The 19,322-nt window shown below is 71.6% G+C and carries 20 protein-coding genes; 11 read left to right on the top strand and 9 right to left on the bottom strand.

Annotated elements, in window-relative coordinates:
* Window positions 1–298 precede the first annotated feature (298 nt).
* Entirely contained in the window at window positions 299–772 is a 474-nt protein-coding gene (locus tag WME97_RS02425; RefSeq protein WP_437549175.1) for a hypothetical protein, read from the bottom strand.
* Window positions 773–831: 59 nt separating this feature from the next.
* On the opposite strand from WME97_RS02425, the gene WME97_RS02420 reads away from it, so the two are divergent.
* Window positions 832–1,008 (top strand): JAB domain-containing protein, encoded by a 177-nt coding sequence (locus tag WME97_RS02420; protein WP_437549173.1) that lies wholly within the window; start codon window positions 832–834, stop codon window positions 1,006–1,008.
* A 43-nt stretch (window positions 1,009–1,051) separates the two neighbouring features.
* Here the strand turns inward: WME97_RS02420 and WME97_RS02415 are convergent, their stop codons facing one another.
* Window positions 1,052–2,416 (bottom strand): styrene monooxygenase/indole monooxygenase family protein, encoded by a 1,365-nt coding sequence (locus tag WME97_RS02415; RefSeq protein WP_437549171.1) that lies wholly within the window; start codon window positions 2,414–2,416, stop codon window positions 1,052–1,054.
* A gap of 624 nt (window positions 2,417–3,040) precedes the next feature.
* Here WME97_RS02415 and WME97_RS02410 point away from each other — a divergent pair.
* The 4 genes from WME97_RS02410 to pyrE are packed head-to-tail and all read left to right on the top strand — an operon-like array spanning window position 3,041 to window position 5,112.
* A complete protein-coding gene (locus WME97_RS02410; RefSeq protein ID WP_012233084.1) occupies window positions 3,041–3,469 on the top strand; it encodes a bactofilin family protein in 429 nt (142 codons plus the stop codon).
* 54 nt (window positions 3,470–3,523) lie between these two features.
* Window positions 3,524–3,838, top strand: a complete 315-nt coding sequence (locus tag WME97_RS02405; RefSeq protein ID WP_012233083.1) for a bactofilin family protein — start codon at window positions 3,524–3,526, stop codon at window positions 3,836–3,838.
* A 3-nt stretch (window positions 3,839–3,841) separates the two neighbouring features.
* Window positions 3,842–4,537, top strand: coding sequence for a bactofilin family protein (locus WME97_RS02400; RefSeq protein ID WP_437549169.1), 696 nt, complete (start codon window positions 3,842–3,844; stop codon window positions 4,535–4,537).
* A complete protein-coding gene (gene pyrE / locus WME97_RS02395; protein WP_437549167.1) occupies window positions 4,534–5,112 on the top strand; it encodes an orotate phosphoribosyltransferase in 579 nt (192 codons plus the stop codon). The genes WME97_RS02400 and pyrE overlap by 4 nt, the downstream gene beginning before the upstream one ends.
* Before the next feature lie 61 nt (window positions 5,113–5,173).
* Here the strand turns inward: pyrE and glyQ are convergent, their stop codons facing one another.
* Window positions 5,174–6,121, bottom strand: a complete 948-nt coding sequence (gene glyQ, locus WME97_RS02390) for a glycine--tRNA ligase subunit alpha (protein ID WP_437549165.1) — start codon at window positions 6,119–6,121, stop codon at window positions 5,174–5,176.
* A 254-nt stretch (window positions 6,122–6,375) separates the two neighbouring features.
* Here glyQ and WME97_RS02385 point away from each other — a divergent pair, with 254 nt between their 5' ends.
* Entirely contained in the window at window positions 6,376–6,942 is a 567-nt protein-coding gene (locus tag WME97_RS02385) for a MarR family winged helix-turn-helix transcriptional regulator (protein WP_437549163.1), read from the top strand.
* A gap of 61 nt (window positions 6,943–7,003) precedes the next feature.
* Entirely contained in the window at window positions 7,004–8,833 is a 1,830-nt protein-coding gene (locus WME97_RS02380; RefSeq protein ID WP_437555292.1) for a chloride channel protein, read from the top strand.
* On the opposite strand, the gene WME97_RS02375 is transcribed toward WME97_RS02380, so the two are convergent.
* Together WME97_RS02375 and WME97_RS02370 are read right to left on the bottom strand one after the other, a co-directional pair.
* The gene (locus WME97_RS02375) at window positions 8,830–10,044 is read right to left on the bottom strand and encodes a pyridoxal-phosphate-dependent aminotransferase family protein (RefSeq protein WP_437549161.1); all 1,215 of its coding nucleotides are present in this window, start codon (window positions 10,042–10,044) and stop codon (window positions 8,830–8,832) included. The two genes, WME97_RS02380 and WME97_RS02375, sit on opposite strands and share 4 nt — an antisense overlap.
* A 400-nt stretch (window positions 10,045–10,444) precedes the next feature.
* A complete protein-coding gene (locus WME97_RS02370; protein WP_437549160.1) occupies window positions 10,445–10,702 on the bottom strand; it encodes a GlsB/YeaQ/YmgE family stress response membrane protein in 258 nt (85 codons plus the stop codon).
* 433 nt (window positions 10,703–11,135) lie between these two features.
* Between WME97_RS02370 and WME97_RS02365 the strand changes: the two genes are divergently transcribed.
* Entirely contained in the window at window positions 11,136–11,435 is a 300-nt protein-coding gene (locus tag WME97_RS02365; protein WP_437549159.1) for a CsbD family protein, read from the top strand.
* 124 nt (window positions 11,436–11,559) lie between these two features.
* On the opposite strand, the gene WME97_RS02360 is transcribed toward WME97_RS02365, so the two are convergent.
* Complete coding sequence (locus tag WME97_RS02360) at window positions 11,560–12,927, bottom strand: sigma 54-interacting transcriptional regulator (protein WP_437549157.1); 1,368 nt, start codon at window positions 12,925–12,927, stop codon at window positions 11,560–11,562.
* A gap of 384 nt (window positions 12,928–13,311) precedes the next feature.
* Here WME97_RS02360 and WME97_RS02355 point away from each other — a divergent pair, with 384 nt between their 5' ends.
* From WME97_RS02355 to WME97_RS02345, 3 genes are read left to right on the top strand one after another with little or no spacing between them, the layout of a single operon-like run.
* Window positions 13,312–14,697 (top strand): cystathionine beta-synthase, encoded by a 1,386-nt coding sequence (locus WME97_RS02355; protein ID WP_437549155.1) that lies wholly within the window; start codon window positions 13,312–13,314, stop codon window positions 14,695–14,697.
* A gap of 34 nt (window positions 14,698–14,731) precedes the next feature.
* Complete coding sequence (locus WME97_RS02350; protein ID WP_437549153.1) at window positions 14,732–15,001, top strand: acyl carrier protein; 270 nt, start codon at window positions 14,732–14,734, stop codon at window positions 14,999–15,001.
* 10 nt (window positions 15,002–15,011) lie between these two features.
* Window positions 15,012–16,514 (top strand): AMP-binding protein, encoded by a 1,503-nt coding sequence (locus WME97_RS02345; RefSeq protein ID WP_437549151.1) that lies wholly within the window; start codon window positions 15,012–15,014, stop codon window positions 16,512–16,514.
* Window positions 16,515–16,583: 69 nt separating this feature from the next.
* Here the strand turns inward: WME97_RS02345 and WME97_RS02340 are convergent, their stop codons facing one another.
* The 3 genes from WME97_RS02340 to WME97_RS02330 all read right to left on the bottom strand — a co-directional run bounded on the left by WME97_RS02340 (window position 16,584) and on the right by WME97_RS02330 (window position 19,207).
* A complete protein-coding gene (locus WME97_RS02340; protein WP_437549149.1) occupies window positions 16,584–17,384 on the bottom strand; it encodes an ADYC domain-containing protein in 801 nt (266 codons plus the stop codon).
* Between the two features lie 30 nt (window positions 17,385–17,414).
* Window positions 17,415–17,699, bottom strand: a complete 285-nt coding sequence (locus WME97_RS02335; RefSeq protein ID WP_437549148.1) for a hypothetical protein — start codon at window positions 17,697–17,699, stop codon at window positions 17,415–17,417.
* A gap of 329 nt (window positions 17,700–18,028) precedes the next feature.
* Window positions 18,029–19,207, bottom strand: coding sequence for a hypothetical protein (locus WME97_RS02330; RefSeq protein WP_437549146.1), 1,179 nt, complete (start codon window positions 19,205–19,207; stop codon window positions 18,029–18,031).
* Window positions 19,208–19,322: the final 115 nt, after the last annotated feature.

The following is a 19,322-nucleotide window of genomic DNA, read 5'->3' as shown; positions in this document are numbered from 1 at the left end:
CCGGGCACGTCTGCGCTCTGTCGCGCTTCGTGGCGCGCGAGGATCTCGGCGGCCTGAGCTGTCCGCGCGCGAGCCAGGCGTCGATGGCTGCGCAGCGGGCCGCGCCAGGTTCTCGTCGGCGCGCGTGCTCGGTACTACGCTTGTTTCTGTCGCCGCGATCGCTGGCCTGGGGTGGGGCGCGACCTCACTCGATGCGGGCGAACGTGGGCGCGCGGAGTGGCCTGACGTTTGACATGAGCGGTGGCTTGACGACGCAGCCGGCAGGACATCCGCTCGATGGAAGGGTCAGGCGTTTGCTTCATAGGAGAGCGATTTCTTCGTGTAGATGCTGCTCCACCAGCTTGTAGGGAAGCGCGACCTTTGCTGGGTTTGACGGATCAAGAAGCCTCGCAGCACTGCGCAAGTACTCGGGCCCCCAGAGTCCTCCTTCTCCGAGGAGCTGCCAGTTTGCAACAGCGACATCGCCACCCTCGATGATGGTCAGGTGCCCTCGCCAATGGTCTTGGTAGTAGCGGCCGGAGTGAGTCAGGTAGCGAACAAAGACTATCGCTCTCTCTCCGTCCTTAAGGGTCACTTGGCCCCAATGACCCGGTGAACCGACAACTTCCAACAGGCCGTCACCATAGCGCCTTGGGCCCTCGAACCGTCTCGAGAAAACCTTCTCGACGAAGCCTGTGTACTGCTGAGCGCCGCAATCCTGAACTCGCATCAGCAGCGCGTCGTACTGGCGAATCTTCTCACGGAACAGAACGTTGTCGCATTGTTTCGTCATATCAAAAACGCCTAACGTCGCGTTCAGCCGTGACGCGCGACATATCTACGCATTTTCACATGTACTTCGTCCCGCCTTTTCGGCTCATCGGCGACCCGAGCGGCGATCCGACGCCGGCCGCGGAGGACCACGCGATGACCGAGGAGCTGCGCGATCTCTCCTACGCGCTGAACGTCCCGCTCCAGGCCCACGTCCTCGTCACGCCCGGCGGGCGCCTCGCCGCCGTCCTGGAGTAGCCATCGCGGAGCCATCTCCGCGACCACGTGGAACCGTGGCGAGCTACGCCGGGTGCCCGGGCAGGAGCCCGATGCGCTGCCGCACCTGCGCGATGCCGACGCCAACGCCCCCTGCTGCGAGCGCGAGGGGCCAGGGCCTCCCGGTCGTCTGCCGGATGAAGGCGCGCACCCGCCCGACGTCCTCGAGGACCGCCGTCAGCCGCGCCGGATCGTTGAAGTTGTTCACGAAGGCGTTCGCGAGCGCCTGCTGCCCGCTCGTGTTGTCCGCTCGCCCGTCGCTGCCGTATTGCGCCATGAGGAGGTGGGCCATCGGGGGCGAAACCCCGGCGAGCAGGATGTTGTTGAACCGGTCGGTGGGCCCGCCGTGCCGCGCATAGAAGCGATCGAAGGTGCGCGTCATCCAGTCGGCGTCGAACGGGCGCTCGCCGTGCTGCACGATGCACTCGACCAGGTTGCGCGCCATCTTGTTGCCGTTGTTGGCGCCCTGGCCGCCGATCGGATCGATCGACATCGCCGTGTCGCCCAGCGGCGTCACGATCCGGCCGGAGGGCAGCCGTCCGACGGGCTTGCGCACCGCGGGGACGACCCGCCCGTTCTGCCACCCGTGTTTGTCCGACAGCTCGGCGCTCCTGAACCACTCGTAGTCCCAGGGGATGAGCTCCTTCACCAGCCCCTTCGCGATCGCGATGATCTCCTCGCCTGACTTCGCGCCCTGGAACCTGTCGAGCGGCCCTCCGGGCACCGCCTCGACGAGGCAGTTCCAGCTCGGTCCCACGTCCTTGTGGTGGTAGGGCACCCAGAACGCCTCCCCGATGCCCGCGAACAGGTTGAACTTGACCGGGAGCATCGGGATGCCGTCGAACCCGAGCTTCGGGCCGGTCACGCACATCATGACGACGTTGCGCTGCGCCTCCGAGTGGACGCTGCGCGCGGCGTCTCGCTCGAACAGGTTGCACAGATCCCCCCGTCCAGCAGCGACGACGGTGAGATCGTTCTCGGCGGCGATCGCGTCGAGCCGCGGGATCGTGACGGGCTCGATCGCGATCTTGCCGCCCCGCCGCTCGAGCTCGAGCATCCACCGGTGGCTCTGGAGCCGGAGATCGATCGCGAAGAAGTGCTGCTCCAGGCGGCCCGCCAGCGTCAGGAGGCGGTTGCCCGGCGCGGCGCACGCGGTCAGCTGGGCCCCGTGGCCCCGGGGCGCGGCGTCCTCCCAGAAGGCCAGGCCGAGCTCGCGCTCGAACGCGAGCGCCACGTCGAACCGCGCCGCGGTGCCGGTCGGCTTCGACTCGTTGAGCCACTGCTCGGGCGTGCGATCCGAGTAGAGCGTCACCTCGTAGCCGGCCTTCACCAGGGCGTGCGCCGCGAGCAGGCCGGCCTGTCCAGACCCCACGATAGCTATCTTCCGCATGAGGAACCCCCCGGGTTGGGTTGGTCTGCGCTCGCCTCAACGACGACGCGCGCCGAGCCATCCGAGTCGGTTCGCCGTCAGGGCCACAGCAGGCGTCGCGAGCAAGGAAAGCCCAGTCAAGAGAGACCGTATCACCCAATCCAGCCCCGCAGGAAGCGGCCCGCGACGTGCGTTCGTGTGTTCCCTCGCCTCGCTTCGATCCCCGTCGCCGCCTTCCCTCCGGTCACGCTTGCCATCGGAGAGAGCCCTCGGGGGGAGGGGGTGTCGCGCGGGGGGGTGAGGGGGAGGGCCCCACGAACCCGAGCGCCGGCCCGCATCGCAGCGACGCCTCACGGACTCGCCAGCTCCGTTCAGCAGGCCATTGCCACCAAGAGGCGCGAGTTCGTGGGAGGGCCCCCCTCACCCCCCCGCGCGACGCCCCCTCCCCCCGAGGGCTCCCCTGCAGTCAGTCCATGGAGCGTACCGCCACCGAGGCCGCCCGCCGGTTGCGAGGCGCAGCCGCTTGGAGTAGCGTCCGCGCCGCCGCGGGGCCGAGCGATCCAGTTCGCCCAGCTCCAGCGGACGAGCCGGGCGTCTGGTGCGCGCCCCGGCTCGCGCGGCTCCCTCCGCGCACAGGAGACGAGAATGGCCCGAGGCTCGACAACGACGCGCAGCGAATCGGACGCTGCCGAATCGCTCATCGGACGGGGCGCCCGCATCCGCGGGCGCGTCCATGGCGACGGCTCGCTCCGGGTCGAGGGGAGCGTCGAGGGGAACATCCAGCTGGCTGGCGACCTCGAGATCGAGGACGGAGCGACGGTCACCGGGGACGTCGAGGCGAGCTCGCTCGTCGTGTCCGGCCAGCTCACGGGGGACGTGGTGTCGCGCGGCCCCGTCACGATCCGGGCGACCGCGCAGTACGCCGGAAACGTGGGCGGCAGCGAGGTGATCCTCGAGGAAGGCGCGGCGTTCGCCGGCCGCATCGAGGCGGAGTTCGACCTCCCGGCCGAGCTCTCGGAGCGGACGACCGGCGGTCGCGGACAGGCCCCCCGGCGCGAACCGGCAGGGCGATAGCGCGCGTTGACGGACGAAGAATCGCGCCGCGAGGGCGCGGCGAGGAGCACGAACGTGGCGGGTACGATCATCGGAAACGGGCTCACGATCGAGGGCGAGATCACCTCCGACGAGGAGGTGATCGTCGCCGGGACGGTGCGCGGGAAGCTCACCGTCGAGGGGCCTCTCACCATCGACGCAGGGGCGCTGATCGAAGCGGACATCGGGGCGGCGTCGCTCCAGGTGGGCGGCAACGTCACCGGCAACGTCACGGCGGCCGATCGCGTCGATCTCCTCGCCGGCGGTCGCCTCGTCGGCGACGTGAAGGCGTCGCGGCTGACCATCGCGGACGGAGCCTCGTTCAAGGGCAACGTCGACATGGACGTGTAGCCGATGACCGCCCAGTCCTCGATCGGGCCGACGACGGCCATCCGCGGCAACGTGCAGGGCGACGGGGATCTCGAGATCCTCGGCCGCGTCGAGGGGAGCGTCGTCATGACCGGCGACGTGACCATCGGCGAGGGCGCGCTCATCCAGAGCGACGTCCGCGGGCGGCGCGTCGTCGTCCGCGGCGCCGTCGCCGGGAACATCTCCGGCGACGAGGCCGTGATCCTCGAGCCCGGCGCGCGCGTGGTCGGCGACCTCGGCGCGCCGCAGATCGGCATCCACGCGGGCGCCCTGGTGCGCGGCAACGTCACCACCGGCGCGCCGCTCGCCGCGGCGGCCGCCCCCGCCCCGGCGCGGGCCGCGGCCGCTGCACCTGCGCCGCGCGCCGCGGCCGCGGCCGCGGCCGCGCGGCCGGCGCGCGCGCCTGCGCCGCCCGCCCGGCCTGCGCCGCGCGCCGCGCCTGCCCCCGCGCGCCCCGCCCCGGCGGCGCGCCCCGCCCCGGTCGTCGAGGCGAGGCCCGCGCCCGCCCCTGCCCTCGCGGCCGTTCACGACGACGAGGAGGCCGATCTATCGGGCTCGGCCGCCGGCGAGGGTGACGAGCCCGAGGCGTCCGAGGGCGCCGGCGGGCCGCCGCCGCCCGTGGTCCCCGCGCTCCGGAAGGGGGCCGCGAAGGCCTCGCTGCGCAAGCGGGGCGGCCGGTGAGCGCCGCCGGCGCCTCGGAGCGGGACCGGCTCGTCGCGCTGCTGCGCGAGCGCTCGTTCGAGCAGAAGCGCGTCCTCCTCGCGTCCGGCCGGGAGAGCGACTTCTTCATCGACTGCAAGCAGTCCGTGCTGACCGCCGAGGGCCACGCCCTCGTCGGCTCGCTCATGTTCGAGGCGCTCGGCGCGCTCCCGCGGTGCGAGGCCGTCGCCGGCGTCGAGCTCGGGGGCTGCCCCCTCGCGAGCGCTGTGTCGCTCACGAGCTTCCTGCGCGGCCGCCCCCTCCCCGCGCTCTACGTGCGCAAGGAGGTCAAGGACCACGGCTCGCGGCGCCTCGTCGAGGGCGATCGCGACCTCGTGCCCGGGATGCCCGTCGCGATCCTCGAGGACGTGATCACGACGGGCGGCTCGACGCTGAAGGCGGTCGAGAAGCTCCGCACCGCGGGCGCCTCCGTGGTCGGCGTGATCGCCCTGGTCGACCGCCTCGAGGGCGGCGCGGAGGCGATCCGCGCCGCGGGGCTGCCGGTCGTCGCGATCTGCACCCGCCACGACTTCATCCCCGACAACCCGCCCGGCTGAGGCTGCGCGACGCGCGGCCCGGCCGAGGCGACGGCGCGCTGCCCGCCGCCTCGGCTGCGCGCTACTCCGCCGCCTTCGCCTGCTGCTCGCCGAGGAGCGGGTAGCCGAGCGCCTCGCGCTGCGCGACGTACGTCTCGGCGACCGCCCGCGCGAGCGCGCGGACACGGCCGATGAAGCGCTGCCGCTCGGTGACGCTGATCGCGCCCCGCGCGTCGAGGACGTTGAAGCGGTGGGCCGCCTTCACGACGAAATCGTAGGCCGGGAGCACCAGCGCCTTCTTCGGATCGATCGCCGCCCCCTTCGCCGCCGGATCCGCGCCCCGGTTCAGGAGCCGCTTCACCTCGGCCTCGCAGACGTCGAACGCCCCGAAGTGCTCGGCGATGTCGGCCTCCTCGAAGTTGTAGGTCGACCACTCCCACTCGGCGCGCTGGTAGATGTCCCCGTAGCGCACGATCTTCCCGCCGCGGTCCGAGTAGACGACGTCGTAGATGCTGTCCTTGTCCTGCAGGTACATCGCGATCCGCTCGAGCCCGTAGGTGAGCTCGCCGGACACGGGGCGGCAGTCGATCCCGCCGATCTGCTGGAAGTAGGTGAACTGCGAGATCTCGAGCCCGTCGATCCACACCTGCCAGCCGAGCCCCCACGCCCCGAGCGTCGGCGACTCCCAGTCGTCCTCGAGGAACCGGACGTCGTGATCGAGCGGGTTCGTGCCGATCGCCCGCAGCGACTCCAGGTAGAGGTCCTGGATGTCGATCGGGCTCGGCTTGAGGATCACCTGGAACTGGTGAAACTGCTGCATACGGTTCGGGTTCTCCCCGTAACGACCGTCCGCGGGCCGCCGGGAAGGCTCGACGAAGGCCACATTCCAGGGCTCGGGGCCGAGCGCGCGCAGGAACGTCGCCGGGTTGAAGGTGCCGGCGCCGACCTCCGAGTTGTACGGCTGCACGATGAGGCAGCCGCGATCGGCCCAGAACTTCTGCAGGGTGAGAATGAGGTCTTGGAAGGTCATGGGAGGGCCGGTTCTTAGCCTGGATCGCCCGCGCAGGCGACGCCCCGCGTAGCGTCGCCCGCACGGTCCGCCCGGCGCGCTGCCTCCGGGCCCGCGCGCCGCGCGCCGGACGCCGCGCCGGCGCCCCGCCGCCATCCACCGCCGCCCGCGACCACCCCGTCGAGGACGGCCCGCCTCGATCTGCCCGTGCCCCAGGGAGGTCCGCAGACTGCTTGCGGTCGACCGGCGAGCGGCGTAGGTTCCCGCGCAATTATATGGGAGCCCATGCATCCTCGACGGCGCGCCGGAAGAGCCCCGCGCGGCAGGCCCCCGGCGGACCCGACGCGCAGCAGGTCATGGATGCGATCCGCGCGATCGTACAGCGCCTGCGCGTCTCGTCGCGCGCGTGCGAGCGGCAGCTCGGCCTGAGCAGCGCGCAGCTGTTCGTGCTGCAGCAGCTCGATCAGGCCGCCGCGTCCTCGATCGCCGAGCTCGCGCAGCGCACGCTGACGCACCAGAGCTCGGTGTCGGTCGTTGTGACGCGCCTGGCCGAGCGAGGGATGGTCACGCGGCGCGCCTCGCCCGAGGACGCGCGCCGGACCGAGATCTCGCTCACCGCGGCCGGCCGCGCGCTGCTCCGCCGCGCGCCCCGCACCGCGCAGGCCGAGCTCGTCGCCGCCGTCGACCGCCTGCCCGCCGACGAGCGCGGCGCGCTCGCGCAGAGCCTCGCCACCCTCGCCCGGGCGCTCGGCGCCGGCGACGAGGCCCCCCCGCTGTTCTTCGAGGGCGAGGAGACCCCCGCCGGAGCCGGACCCGAAGCGACAGACCGCGAGGAGAGCTGAATTGTCCAGATCGAACGCCCCAGCCCCAACAGTCACCGAGAGCATCCCGGTCGCCCCCTCGATGGGCCCGACCCTCGAGGACCTCCGCGTCCCCGCGCCCAGCGCCGCCGTCGACCGGCGGGTCGTCCTCGTCAGCGGCCTCGCGATCGCGCTCGGCGGCGTGGCCTTCGTCGCGGCGGAGCTGCTCACCACGCTCATCGCCGTCATCACGAACCTCGCGTTCTTCGGCCGGCTGTCCGCCGCCCCCGCGTCCCCCGCCGAGCACCACCTGGGCCTCTTCGTGCTCGTGGTGCCAATCCTCGGCGCGCTCGTCGTCGGCGTGATGGCGCGCTACGGCTCCCAGGCGATCCGCGGCCACGGCATCCCGGAGGCGATGGAGCAGGTGCTGTTCAACCAGAGCCGCATCCCGCCGCGGATGACGCTGCTCAAGCCGCTCTCCGCGGCGATCGCCATCGGCACCGGCGGTCCGTTCGGCGCCGAGGGCCCCATCATCGCCACCGGCGGCGCGCTCGGCTCGCTGCTCGGGCAGCTGCTCCGGATCACCGCGGACGAGCGCAAGACGCTGCTCGCCGCGGGCGCGGCGGCGGGCATGTCGGCGACCTTCGGCAGCCCGGTGGCGGCCGTGTTGCTCGCGATCGAGCTCCTCCTCTTCGAGTACCGCCCGCGCTCGGTGATCCCCGTCGCCCTCGCCGCGACCGCGGCGACGGCGGCGCGCCTCTGCGCGGGCCACACCGCGCCCGCGTTCGAGATGGCGTCCGTGGCGCCCTCGACAGGCCCCGCGCTCGCCTTCTACATCGTGCTCGGCGCGGTCCTCGGCCTCGCGGCGATGGGCGCCACCCGCGCGATCTACGCGATCGAGGAGGCGTTCGAGCGGCTGCCGCTCCACTGGATGTGGTGGCCGGCGATCGGCGCCGTCGCGATCGGCGTCGTGGGTTACTTCGCGCCGCGGACGCTGGGGGTCGGGTACACCAACATCGACGACATCCTGAGCGGTCGCCTGGCGCTCGCCGCGCTCGTGTCGCTCTCGCTGATGAAGTTCGTCTCCTGGTCGATCGCGCTCGGCAGCGGCACCTCGGGCGGGACGCTCGCGCCGCTCTTCACCGTCGGCGGCGGTCTCGGCGCGATCCTCGGCCTGGCCGCGACCGCGCTCCTCCCCGGGCTCGGCGTGGACCCTCGCGTCGCCGGGCTCGTCGGGATGGCGGCGATCTTCGCGGGCGCGTCCCGGGCGCTCCTCGCGTCCGTCGTCTTCGCCTTCGAGACGACGCGGCAGCCCATGGGGCTGCTGCCGCTGCTCGGCGGCTGCAGCGCGGCCTTCCTCGTCTCCAGCCTGCTGATGCGGCACTCCATCATGACGGAGAAGATCGCCCGCCGCGGCGCGCGCGTGCCGGGCGAATACGCGGCCGATCACCTGGCGCAGATCACCGCCGGCGAGGCCGCCTCGCGCCCCGTCGTGACGCTCGCCGCGGACGATACGGTCGAGGCGGCCCGCGCCTTCCTGCTGTCGCAGGCGGCGGGCTCTCGCCACCAGGGCTTCCCGGTCGTGGACGATCGGGGGGAGCTCGTCGGCGTGGTCACCCAGCGCGATGTGCTCACCGAGCAGGCCGGTACCATCTCGATCCGCCACCTGGTCCGGCGGCCGCCCGCCGTGGTGTTCGAGGACAGCTCCTTGCGCGAAGCCGCCGATCACATGGTCACCGAGGGGGTGGGGAGGCTCCCTGTCGTGTCCAGGCAGGCCCCCCGCAAGGTCCTCGGGATCCTGACGCGCAGCGACCTGCTCGACGCGCATCGGAGCCGGATCGACGCCGGCAAGCGCCGCGAGCAAGCCCTCGCCGCCGCGAGGCGGCGCGGAGGTCCGGCCATCCCGGACCGGGCCACCGTGGGGCAGGGCTAGTCCACGAAGTAATCGCGATCGCCCGCCAGACCCTGCTCGAGCGCGGCCATTCCCTTCGCGACGTCGAGCTTCACGCCCTCTCGCTGGAAGCTCATGCCCATCGCGTAGAGCGTCTTGAAGAGGTTGTGCGAGCGGCACTGCTCGCCCATCTGGCCCACACGCACGATGTTGAGGCCGAAGGCGCCCGAGATCTCGACGCGGAACGCCTTGGTCATGTACTCGCGGATCCGCGCGCTATCGACGCCGGTCGGCAGCTTGATGGCGAGCACGCTGTTGAGGCGCACGTCCTTCGACGCGAACAGCTCGAGCCCCATGGCCTCGAGGCCCGCCTGCATGGCCAGAGAGCTCATCTCGTGGCGACGGAACCGCCGCTCTAGCGTCTCCTCGCAGACGAGGCGCAGCGCCTCGTGCAGCGCGAGCACGCCGGGCACCGGCGCCGTGTAGTGGTACTGCTGGTAGCCCCAGAACCGCTGCGCGCGCGTCGCGTCGTAGCACCAGTGCGGGCGCGGCAGGGGGCGCTCCTCGACGACCTTCCACGCGTCCTGCGAGAACGCGCAGGCCGAGACGCCCGGGATCGACGACAGCGCCTTCTGCCCGCCGACGATGCCGACGTCGATGCCCCACTCGTCCATGTGCACCGGCATGGCCGTGAGCGTGACCACCGCGTCGACGATGGTGAGAGCGCCCTGCGTCTTCGCGAGCTTGCAGATCTCCGGCATCTCGACCATGCGGACGCCGCAGGACGTCTCGCCGTGCGCCATCGTGACCACGTCGTAGCGCTGCTTCTTCATCGCCTCACGCACGTCCGCGAGCGTCACGGGCCGCCCGGGCGGCCCCTCGAGGAACGTGACATCGGCGCCCACGCCGAGCGCCATCTCGCCGAGGCGCCCGCTGAACGTCCCCACCTTCAGGCAAAGGACCTTGCGCCCCGGCCAGCACAGGTTCGCCACGGCCATCTCCATCGCCGCGGACGCGGGCCCGGCGATGCCGAGGATCTTGTCGCTGCGCGTCTGGAACGCATAGGCCGCCATGTACTTCACGTTCTGGATGACGCGGTCCATGGTGGGGCCAAGGTGATTGATGATGACCCCGTTCGCCTGGGCCACCGCCTGCGGGATGGGCACCGGCCCGGCGCCCATGAGCAGCAGCGGCTCGGACGGCAGGATCGCGGCGAGGGGCGTGATCGGCGGGGGCAGGATCGAGAACGACATGGCCAGGACCTTGGGCAAAAGCGCGGAGCCCGCTAGCAAGCCCAAAGCGTCCTGCGGCGTCAAGCGTTACCCGGCGAGCGGACGCGGCGCCGGCGGAAATGCGGAGCCGGCGCTGGAGTCCGCGTCGCAGGCCGACGAAGGCCCTGCTCGTCGTACGAACCTGGGGGATGGGCCGTGCGACGAGCAGGGCCCCTCCGGCCTGCCGAGCGGGAGAGGAGCGCGCCGCGCCGCCTGAGCCGAGATCGCGCTCACGGACAGCGGCGCCTCCTCCGCGCCTCCTGCTCTCGGCCCGAGGTGCTCCCGGACGTTACAGATCGGGGCGGCGGATCGAGAGCTCCTTCATGCAGCGCCGTGGGCCGGTAGGGGGCGTGGCGCCTCGAGAGAGGATCGCTCCGCCCGCTCATACCACCGTACGGCGCCGCGCGATCGCCTGATAGCCGGCGGTCAGCACGATGGCGCCGATGAGCGACATGAAGAAGCCGGCCGGCTCACCCTCACGGTACATGAACAGCATGCGGCCGAGCAGCCCGCCTATGAAGGAGCCGACAACGCCGATGATCATCGAGACGACCCACCCGCCCGGCTCACGTCCAGGGACGATGAGGCGCGCCAGAGCACCGACGACGAGGCCAAACAGGAGAAAGAGAATGAACGACATGGTGAACCTCCCAGAAAGGAGCGAAGTGCTCCTCGTTGCTATGCAGGCTGTTCAGCAAACGCCGCGCCATGCCCTGGAGTCCCGGCTCTCCACAGACGCCCAGCCGAGCTGAACGCCGCGGACAGAGCGCTCGCATCGCCGCATTCGCCGCGAAATCCGACCGCAGCGCGGTGTGCCTCCAGGAGAGCGGGGGCCGTCCGGTCGGATCGTGGGACTGCTTGCTTGGCCGCCCCGTGGCGTATTGCCTCAGGCGAGCCGAGAGGCAGAGCGCAGGCGAGGTAGCCTGCCCCAATCGCCCTTCCGCGTCCTCGAAAAGGCCGTTTGCGATGGGATGGCGCACCGGTTGCTAGTTCCTGAGGTTGCCAATGCGAGGTCAACGGCGGCGGCGCGCCGCAGAGAGGCTCTGCGGCGGCCACGCCACGAGGAGGATGCAATGAGCAACGCAAGCGATCGCAATGAAGGGGCAGCCGAAGAGCTGGGCGGCAAGATCAAGAAGGGCCTCGGCCAGCTGCTCGGCGACGAGCAGATGGAAGCGGAGGGCCGCGCCAAGGAGCTCCGGGGAAAGGTACAAAAGGAGGACGCCAAGGCGGAGGAGCGCGCGAAGGGCGCGCTCGAGGAGGCCGCCGGCGCGATCAAGAACCGGGTCGGCAAGCTGGTCGACGACGAGCAGATGGCCGCCGAAGGGAAGGCCAAGGAGCTCAAGGGAGAGAACCGGCAGAAGGCCAATCAGTAACCAGCGAGAGGGCGCGCCCTGGCGCCGCCCGCCGGGGCGAGCCGCCTCCGGCGCCGCCCTGGCCGCTCCCCACTCACCAGACGCGCGAGCGGCCGTCTCCGGCGCTGGCCCGCGGGCCAGGCCGTCACGCCTCCGTCGCCGAGACGCCGTGCCGCTGGAGGAGCTCGCGCAGGTGGCTGCGGTCCATCCGCGCCGCGCGGGCCGCGCGCGAGAGGTTGCCGCCGTTCGCCCGCACGAGCGCCGTGAGGAACGTGCGCTCCCAGCGCGCCACGGCGCGCTCCTTCGCCTCGCGGAACGACAGGCTGAGCTCGTCGTCCCGGGGCGCCGGGAGCGCCGGAGCGCCGCTGTCCGCCCCCTCGGAGCCCATCACGGCTTCGCGGAACAGCGCGGGATCGATCATCAGCACCGCGCGCTCCACCGCGCCGCGGAGCTCGCGGACGTTGCCCGGCCAGTCCTGCCGCATGAAGGCCTCCAGCAGCTCGCCGGGGGGGCTCTGGTCCTGCCCCTGCGCGAGCTGCCGGTAGAAATGCGCGGTGAGCAGCGCGATGTCGTCGGGGCGCTCGCGCAGCGCGGGGACGCGGAGGCGGACGATGTTGAGCCGGTAGTAGAGATCCGACCGGAAGTTTCCGCGGTTCACCTCCTGGCGGAGATCGCGGTTGGTCGTCGCGATGACCCGGATATCGAGCTTGGTCGGCTCGATGGTGCCGATGCGCCGGATCTGCCGCTCCTCGAGCACGCGCAGGAGCTTCGGCTGCATGTCGAGCGGGAGCTCGCCCATCTCGTCGAGCAGCACGGTGCCGCCCCGCGCCGCCTCGAAGGCGCCGGCGCGCGCCGCCTGCGCTCCCGTGAACGCCCCCTTCGCGTGCCCGAAGAGCTCGGCCTCGATGAGCGTCGGCGGGATGGATCCGCAGTCGATCACGACGAACGGCCCCCCCGCGCGCGGGCTGCTCTCGTGGATCGCCGCGGCGAGCAGGCCCTTGCCCGTGCCCGTCTCGCCCTCGATCAGCACCGTCGAGTCCGACGCGGCGATCCGCGGCAGCGCCCCGAAGATGCGGCGCATCGCGGCGCTCTGCCCGAGCACCCGGCCGTACCGCTCCTCGTCGCCGAGCGGCTCGCGGATCTCCTCGGCCAGCGGCTCGAAGCGGAGCGTGGACTGCCCGACCCCGAGCGAGGCGCCCGGCAGGAGATAGGCCGCCTCGACGCGGAAGCCGGAGAGGGTCGTGCCGTTCTTGCTGCCGAGATCGCGGAGAAAGAACCCCCGCGGGGTGACCGAGATCACGCAATGGTGCCGGGACACCGCCCGGTCGGTGAGGATGAGCTGGTTGCCGGGCGCCGTGCCGATCACGAACTCCGTCGCGTCCGACGTCTGGGACGCCCCGGCGTCCGGGCCGGCGGTCACCTGCACGCGGAAGCGGCTGAACGCGATCTCCTTGGAGCGGACCTTGAGGAGCGCCGTCTCGGCGCTCGGATGGATCTTCGGCTCGGACGCCATTTCGCCAGCCTACCACAGGGAGCGCGGCGCGAGATCGCCCGCCGGCCCGTTCGCCCCGGCGCGCAGCAGCGCCGCGTGGCGTTGACGTCAGCGCGTCAGCGGGCCAGCGGAGCGCCCCGGCGGCTCGCGCCGGAGAGCTCTGGCTCGCTACCGTCAGGGCCTTTGAACCCGTGACGATGACGTGCCGGATAGGGGCAGTGTGGACTCATCGTAAACACAATTTCTTTTGTCGTTGTCTCCGGAAGGATAGGAAGGATGACCGGCGGCCGGACCCGGCAGTCACGGCCGTCACGGCAGGCGCGCGCCCTCGCCAGCGCCTCGGCGAGCCTGCCTCTCGCGTGCTCCCCTTGTCGCTTCGGCGCGCGGCGGCTAAGAGGTCTCCCCATGATGCGAGGCGCGCGCAGCGATATCACGAAGGCCGTCGGTGACACGCCGATCGTCAAGCTGAACCGGGTCACGGAGGGGCTCGAGAGCGACATCTATGTGAAGTGCGAGTACCTGAACCCGGGCGGCAGCCACAAGGATCGGGTCGCGCTGAACATGATCCGCGACGCCGAGGCGAACGGGCTCAAGCCCGGCGGGACGATCGTCGAGGCCACCAGCGGCAACACGGGCGCCGCGCTCGCCATGGTCGCGGCCATCCGGGGATACAAGTGCGTCTTCGTCATGCCGGACAAGATGTCGCAGGAGAAGATCGCGACGCTGCGCGCCTATGGCGCCCGCGTCGTGGTCTGTCCCACCGCCGTCGAGCCCGACGACCCGCGCAGCTACTACCAGGTGGCGAAGCGCATCGCCGACGAGACGCCGAACTGCTTCTACGCGAACCAGTACCACAACCCGTCGAACCCCGAGGCCCACGTCCGGTCCACCGGCCCCGAGATCTGGGCGCAGTGCGGCGACGAGCTCGACGTCTTCGTCGCCGGCATGGGGACAGGGGGCACCCTGAGCGGCATTGGCAAGTTCCTCAAGGAGAGGAAGCCGGAGATCAAGATGGTCGGCGTCGACCCGGTCGGCTCGCTCTATTACGATTACGTGAAGACCCAGCGGATCACGAAGCCGTTTGCCTACAAGGTCGAGGGGATCGGCGAGGATTTCTTCCCGAGCACGATGAACCTCAAGATCATCGACGAGATCATCCGGGTCGACGACAAGGAGTGCTTCCTCATGACGCGGGACCTCGTGCGGCTCGAGGGCCTCTTCGTGGGCGGCTCCGGGGGCGCGGCGGTGGCCGGCGCGATCAAGTATGCGCGTCAGAGCGGGAAGAAGGAGAACATCCTCGTCCTCTTGCCCGACGGCGCGTCCAAGTACATCTCGAAGATCTTCAATGACGACTGGATGCGAGAGAATGGTTTCCTCGAGGAGGACAAGGGCCTCGGGACGGTGCGCGACCTGCTCGCCGTCAAGCCCAGCGGGGCGGTGGTCACCGCCGACGCGAACGCCCGGGTCCGCGAGGTCATCGACATGATGAAATCGCACGGGATAAGCCAGCTCCCGGTGACCCAGGACGGCAAGCTGGCCGGGATGGTCCACGAGATCGACCTGCTCCGGCACCTCGTGACGGGGAGCGGAACGCTCGACTCGAGCATCGGCGGGCTCGTCGAGAGCGACTATGCGACCGTGACGCCCGCGACGAAGGTCGAGCTCCTGAAGGGCGTCCTGAGCGACGCGAAGATCGCGCTCGTCGTCGACAAGGAGACGGTGCTCGGCGTCGTGTCCAAGATCGACCTCATCGACTATCTTGCCCGCAAGGCGACGCCGGCCATCGGCTGAGCGCCCGGGCTCCGGCTGGAAAGGGACGATTGCGGTGACCTACGATCTCGACACGGTGCGGCGCGCGCTGCACGACCATATCGCGAAGGAGATCCTGCTGCGCAAGGCGCCGCTCGCCCTGGACGAGGATCTGTTCGCGGGCGGGTCCGGCTTCGACTCGATGTCGCTGACGCGGGTGCTCGTGTTCATCGAGCAGCGCTTCGGCGTGAAGATCCCGGACGAGGAGGTCGACCTCGACGCGGTGTCGACCGTGGACAGCATGGCGCGCTTCGTCGCCGGCCGCATCGCGGCCGCGCGGAGCTAGCGGGGAGCGCGTGGCCGGCACGTTCCGCCTGGGCGCCGAGGACCTGGCCGCGCGCGGCGACGCCGTCGCGCTCGCGTCGCGCGGCGCCGCGGTGACCTACGCCGAGCTCGCGGCGCGCGCGGCGGCCGTGGGCGCGGCGCTCGCCGGGGCGGGCGTGCGCCCGGGCGACCGGGTGGCGCTGCTCTCGCTCGGCCGGGCGCACGACGAGCCGGTGGCGCTCGCCGGGGTGCTCACGGCGGGCGCCGTGGCGGTCCCGCTCGACGCGACCGCGCCGCCGGCGCGGCTCGGGCGGATCGCGCGGGCCCGGGGGTGCCGGGCGCTCGTGCTCGACGTCGGCGCCGCGGGCCTCGCGGACGGCATCGACGCCGAGCTCGGCGGCGGCCTGCCGCGCGTGGCGCTCGACGCCGAGGGGCGCCCCCTGCGCGGGGCCGCGCGCGCTGACGCGGGCGGCGGCGGCGCTTGCGACGACCGTGCGCAGGACGTCGCGTGCATCCTGCACACCTCCGGCAGCACGGGCGAGCCGAAGCCGGTCCCCATCACATGGGCGGGGCTCGACGCGTTCACGGCCTTCTGCATCGACCTCGTCGGGCTCACGCCGGCGGATCGGGTCCTCCGCGTGGCCGAGCTCGTCTTCGATCTCGCCTGGTTCGACCACCTCGCGACGTTCCGCGCGGGCGCGACGCTCGCCACGATGGCGCGGCGCGACCTCGCCTCGGGCCGCGCGCTCCGCGACGCGGTGAGCGCGCTCGCGCCGACGGTCATCTACGGCGTGCCGTCGATGTTCATGAAGCTCGTCGCGGCGCTCCCCGCGGCGGACGCGGGCGCGCCGGCGCCGGCTTTCGCGCTCTCGCCCGTGCGCGCCATCCTGTTCGCCGGCGAGGTCTTCCCGCCGCGCGAGCTCGCGGCCCTGGCGGCGCGGGCGCCCGGCGCGGCGCTCTACAACCTCTATGGCCCGACCGAGACGAACGTCTGCACGTTCCACCAGGTCGATCGCGCGGCGCTCGACGGGGCGAGCGAGGTCCCGATCGGCGTCGCGTGCCCCTACGCCGACTGCACGCTGCTCGCGCTGGACGCTGACGACGAGAGCGGCCAGGTCATCGAGGGCCCCGGGACGGGCGAGCTCGTTGTCTCGGGGCCGACGACCGTGGACGGCGGCCCGTACCGGACCCGCGACCGGGTGGAGCGCAAGGCCGACGGGCTCTTCTACTTCCGCGGCCGCATCGACCGGATGGTGAAGATCCGGGGTTACCGGGTCGAGCCGGGCGAGGTCGAGGCCGCGCTCGCGTCACACCCCGACGTGCGCCAGGCCGCGGTGATCGCCGTGGAGGATGTGCGCCCCGGCAAGACGCTGCGCGGCTTCGTCGCCCTCGCAGGGGACGCGGACGATCGCTCGCTCAGGCTGTATCTTGCGGAGCGCCTACCCCCGTACATGGTCCCGGACACGATCGTCGCGATGGACGAGCTGCCGCGGACCTCGACGGGGAAGATCGATTATCGCGCGCTCCCCGGGTGAGCGCGCTCGACGAGCCGCGATCCCACGATGCATGTCCCGCCGCCTCATCGATGTTGAGGCGCCGCCTGCTCAGGGTGGCTCGGCGACGACCTGCGATTCGTTGAACAGGAGGGCCTCGGGGTAGCGCTCCGCGACGGAGCGTGCATCGAGGCTCTCGGTATCGAGGCGCGTACGCCCGCGGAGACGGCCTTCGCACTGACCCACGAGCGATTCGAGCGGCTCGGCGTAGCGGGCCTTCCCGACGTACACGGCCCCCTCGGGCCCCCAGGCAGCCTCGAAGACCATGCCCGCCTCCTCCTCGCGCTTCTGGATCCCCAGCCGATCGTAGATCTGGATGGATGTCCCCTCGCGCGTATGGGACCGTCCATCGCCGCAGTAGTCAGCGCGCGCCATCCGCACGCACGCGAGGTGGTGGTTCCGAAGAGAGACGCCGCCCACCGTCTTCCATGGCTTGTAGCCCCAGCGCGCGCACTTTCCGACGACGCCGCTCGTGCAGCCGAACGTGATCACGTCCTCCGCTGCCACGTAATCGCCGGAGGCTTTCCAGTAGCCTTGCAGCGGTATGGCGACCTTCCTCCCGTCGCGATCCGGCCGGCAGAAAGGCTTCCAGTCGCCTCCCTCCGGATCGCGGTACGAGACGGTATAGAGGAAGAGATCGCCGTCCGCGTCCTTCGGGTCGCGCTCGACCGCGTCGATCCGCAGCGTGACCGGAGCTCCACGCTCGTCGCGCGCGTCGAGCACATCCCCGGCGCCGATCGGCGATCCGGAGGACGAGCCTTCGCACCCTGCCATGAGCGCCGCAGCGGCCAGCACGACGGCAGCGAGCACGTTGGTTTTGCCCGCGTTGCGCGGGTCGAGCGTGGAGACCATGGTCGTCCTACTTCTCCGGTGAGCGGCGGATCAGCGGCGGACGAGGCGACCGTCGACCAGCTTCACGCCGGCGAGCTTCATTCCGGTGGTCATCGAGGTGCCGTTCCACGCACCGCCGTTGAGCTTCACGCCATTGAGCCTCACGCCCGCGGACGCCGCCCCGGTGCCGAGGACGAGGGCCACTGCAACGAGACCGAAAGATACGAGCTTTTTCATGATGAACCTCCGACCGTTCACGGTCTGGCCGCGCTGATGCGCGGCCGCGGAGGAGGGAGCAATCGACATGCCGTCATGGACGTTCGCCCGGAGGGCCATTTCCTCCGAAATGGCTCTCCATGGCGGCGCCATTGACGGCGGCAGCGGGCCTGCCTGACACGCCACGGGTCCTCCGGGCCACACATCCCGGGTACCCCACGAGCAGCTCTCGTGCGGTCGCCGTCAACCGTTCGGCGCCATCATGAACCACTCGTGGTCCACGCGCGCGACATGGAACCGCTCACCCGACACGCTGTCGCACACGGAGAGGAAGCCCAAACCTGGCACGGCTCGCCCTGGCCCCCCCTCGCCCCCATCGCGCCGCGGAGCACGCCGCGTCGCTGCGATGGCGGCGGTGACAGGCGCGCCCGTCACCGCCGCGCGTCGCATCAATGCGCCCCGATCTTGGCGCCCGCGCCCGCGCTCGCGCGGGCCGACGCCGACGCCTTGAAGCTCGGCTTGGGGATCGAGATCTTCGGCGCCTTGATCTGCACGTTCACGCTGGGCGGCGTCACGCGGATGCTCGGCGCCTTGACGTGCACGTTGGCCTTCGCGTTGGCCTTGGCAGCGGCGCCCGCCCCCGCGTGGACGTGGACCTTCGGGTCGATGTCGGCCTTCGCCTTCAGGTCGGCGTGCGCGAGCGCGCGGGCGTGCACGTCCCAGTCGGTCTTCACGCGCACCTTCACCCGCGGGGCGCGCGCGTGGACGGCGAACGCCGCCCCGGCCCGGTAGCCGCACAGGGCCACCGCCGAGCGGCCCGCGTTCCGCACCGCGATGGTCAACTTCAGCGGATCGGCGGCGAGCGCGAGCTTGCCGGTCAGGTACGCCCCCGCGGCCACCCCCGCCGCCGCGGTCGCGGCCACGTCCGCGGTCGCGACCGCCGGAGCGAGGACGACCACCTGCGGCGCCTCGGCCACCACGCCGAGCGTGATCTTGCGCTCGCCGAGGTCGATGGGCTTCAGGTCGGCGTCGAGCACATAGACGCGGACCTCGCCGGTCACCTCGTCGACCAGGAGCTCGAGGCGGTCGTCGCCCACGATCTCGATGCGCCCGCCGTGCGGGCCGAGCTTGCCCTCCGGCAGCCCGAGCTCCGCCGACGCCTTGGCGTTGGCGAAGAGCTCGGCGGTGCCGCCGGCGGGCACGTGCAGCGTCCCGTTCCACGGCTTGCCGGCGACGCTGAGCGTGTAGCCGATCTCGGTGAGATCCGCCTCCAGCTTGGGGCCGGCGGCGACCAGGAGGCCGGTCTTCGCGTCGAGCGTGAGCGGCACGGTCTTCTCCCCGGAAGCGTCCTTCCACACCAGCGTGCCGCTGACGTCCTCGCGGATCGGCTTGCCGTCCGGACCCGTGACCGCGGCCTTGACGTTCCCGTCGGCAGCGACGTTGAAGGCGGCCTTGCCGCTCTCGTGCTCCTCGACGTAAGCGCCTTCGCCGATCGCCGACTCGGCGGTGGCGGTGGCGGTCACCTCGACCGTCGCGTTCGCCTCAGCCGGCTGCTCGCTCTTGCCGCAAGCAGCCGCGGCGGCGATCAGCAGCAGGGCGAGCACTCCGGAAACCTTGGTGATCTTCATGAAATCCTCCTCTGTGCCAGCGAACCCTCGGCGGGAGCCGCGACTTCGCTTGAGCCGAGACGCCGAGGGTTGAACCTCCCCGGGCGCGCCGGCTGCGGAGCCCATCATACGCCGA

This window comes from Sorangium sp. So ce367, assembly GCF_051520455.1.
Lineage (GTDB): Bacteria > Myxococcota_A > Polyangia > Polyangiales > Polyangiaceae > Sorangium > Sorangium cellulosum_B.
The sequence above is the reverse complement of the archived record's forward strand: the minus strand, read 5'-3'. Positions and strand labels throughout refer to the sequence as shown.

Bases quoted from the DNA above. Each gene is read 5' to 3' on its own strand.
- WME97_RS02425 (WP_437549175.1), bottom strand. From the start codon at position 772: ATGACGAAACAATGCGACAACGTTCTGTTCCGTGAGAAGATTCGCCAG.
- WME97_RS02420 (WP_437549173.1), top strand. From the start codon at position 832: ATGTACTTCGTCCCGCCTTTTCGGCTCATCGGCGACCCGAGCGGCGAT.
- WME97_RS02415 (WP_437549171.1), bottom strand. From the start codon at position 2,416: ATGCGGAAGATAGCTATCGTGGGGTCTGGACAGGCCGGCCTGCTCGCG.
- WME97_RS02410 (WP_012233084.1), top strand. From the start codon at position 3,041: ATGGCCCGAGGCTCGACAACGACGCGCAGCGAATCGGACGCTGCCGAA.
- WME97_RS02400 (WP_437549169.1), top strand. From the start codon at position 3,842: ATGACCGCCCAGTCCTCGATCGGGCCGACGACGGCCATCCGCGGCAAC.
- glyQ (WP_437549165.1), bottom strand. From the start codon at position 6,121: ATGACCTTCCAAGACCTCATTCTCACCCTGCAGAAGTTCTGGGCCGAT.
- WME97_RS02385 (WP_437549163.1), top strand. From the start codon at position 6,376: ATGGGAGCCCATGCATCCTCGACGGCGCGCCGGAAGAGCCCCGCGCGG.
- WME97_RS02380 (WP_437555292.1), top strand. From the start codon at position 7,004: ATGGGCCCGACCCTCGAGGACCTCCGCGTCCCCGCGCCCAGCGCCGCC.
- WME97_RS02375 (WP_437549161.1), bottom strand. From the start codon at position 10,044: ATGTCGTTCTCGATCCTGCCCCCGCCGATCACGCCCCTCGCCGCGATC.
- WME97_RS02370 (WP_437549160.1), bottom strand. From the start codon at position 10,702: ATGTCGTTCATTCTCTTTCTCCTGTTTGGCCTCGTCGTCGGTGCTCTG.
- WME97_RS02365 (WP_437549159.1), top strand. From the start codon at position 11,136: ATGAGCAACGCAAGCGATCGCAATGAAGGGGCAGCCGAAGAGCTGGGC.
- WME97_RS02360 (WP_437549157.1), bottom strand. From the start codon at position 12,927: ATGGCGTCCGAGCCGAAGATCCATCCGAGCGCCGAGACGGCGCTCCTC.
- WME97_RS02355 (WP_437549155.1), top strand. From the start codon at position 13,312: ATGATGCGAGGCGCGCGCAGCGATATCACGAAGGCCGTCGGTGACACG.
- WME97_RS02340 (WP_437549149.1), bottom strand. From the start codon at position 17,384: ATGGTCTCCACGCTCGACCCGCGCAACGCGGGCAAAACCAACGTGCTC.
- WME97_RS02335 (WP_437549148.1), bottom strand. From the start codon at position 17,699: ATGGCCCTCCGGGCGAACGTCCATGACGGCATGTCGATTGCTCCCTCC.
- WME97_RS02330 (WP_437549146.1), bottom strand. From the start codon at position 19,207: ATGAAGATCACCAAGGTTTCCGGAGTGCTCGCCCTGCTGCTGATCGCC.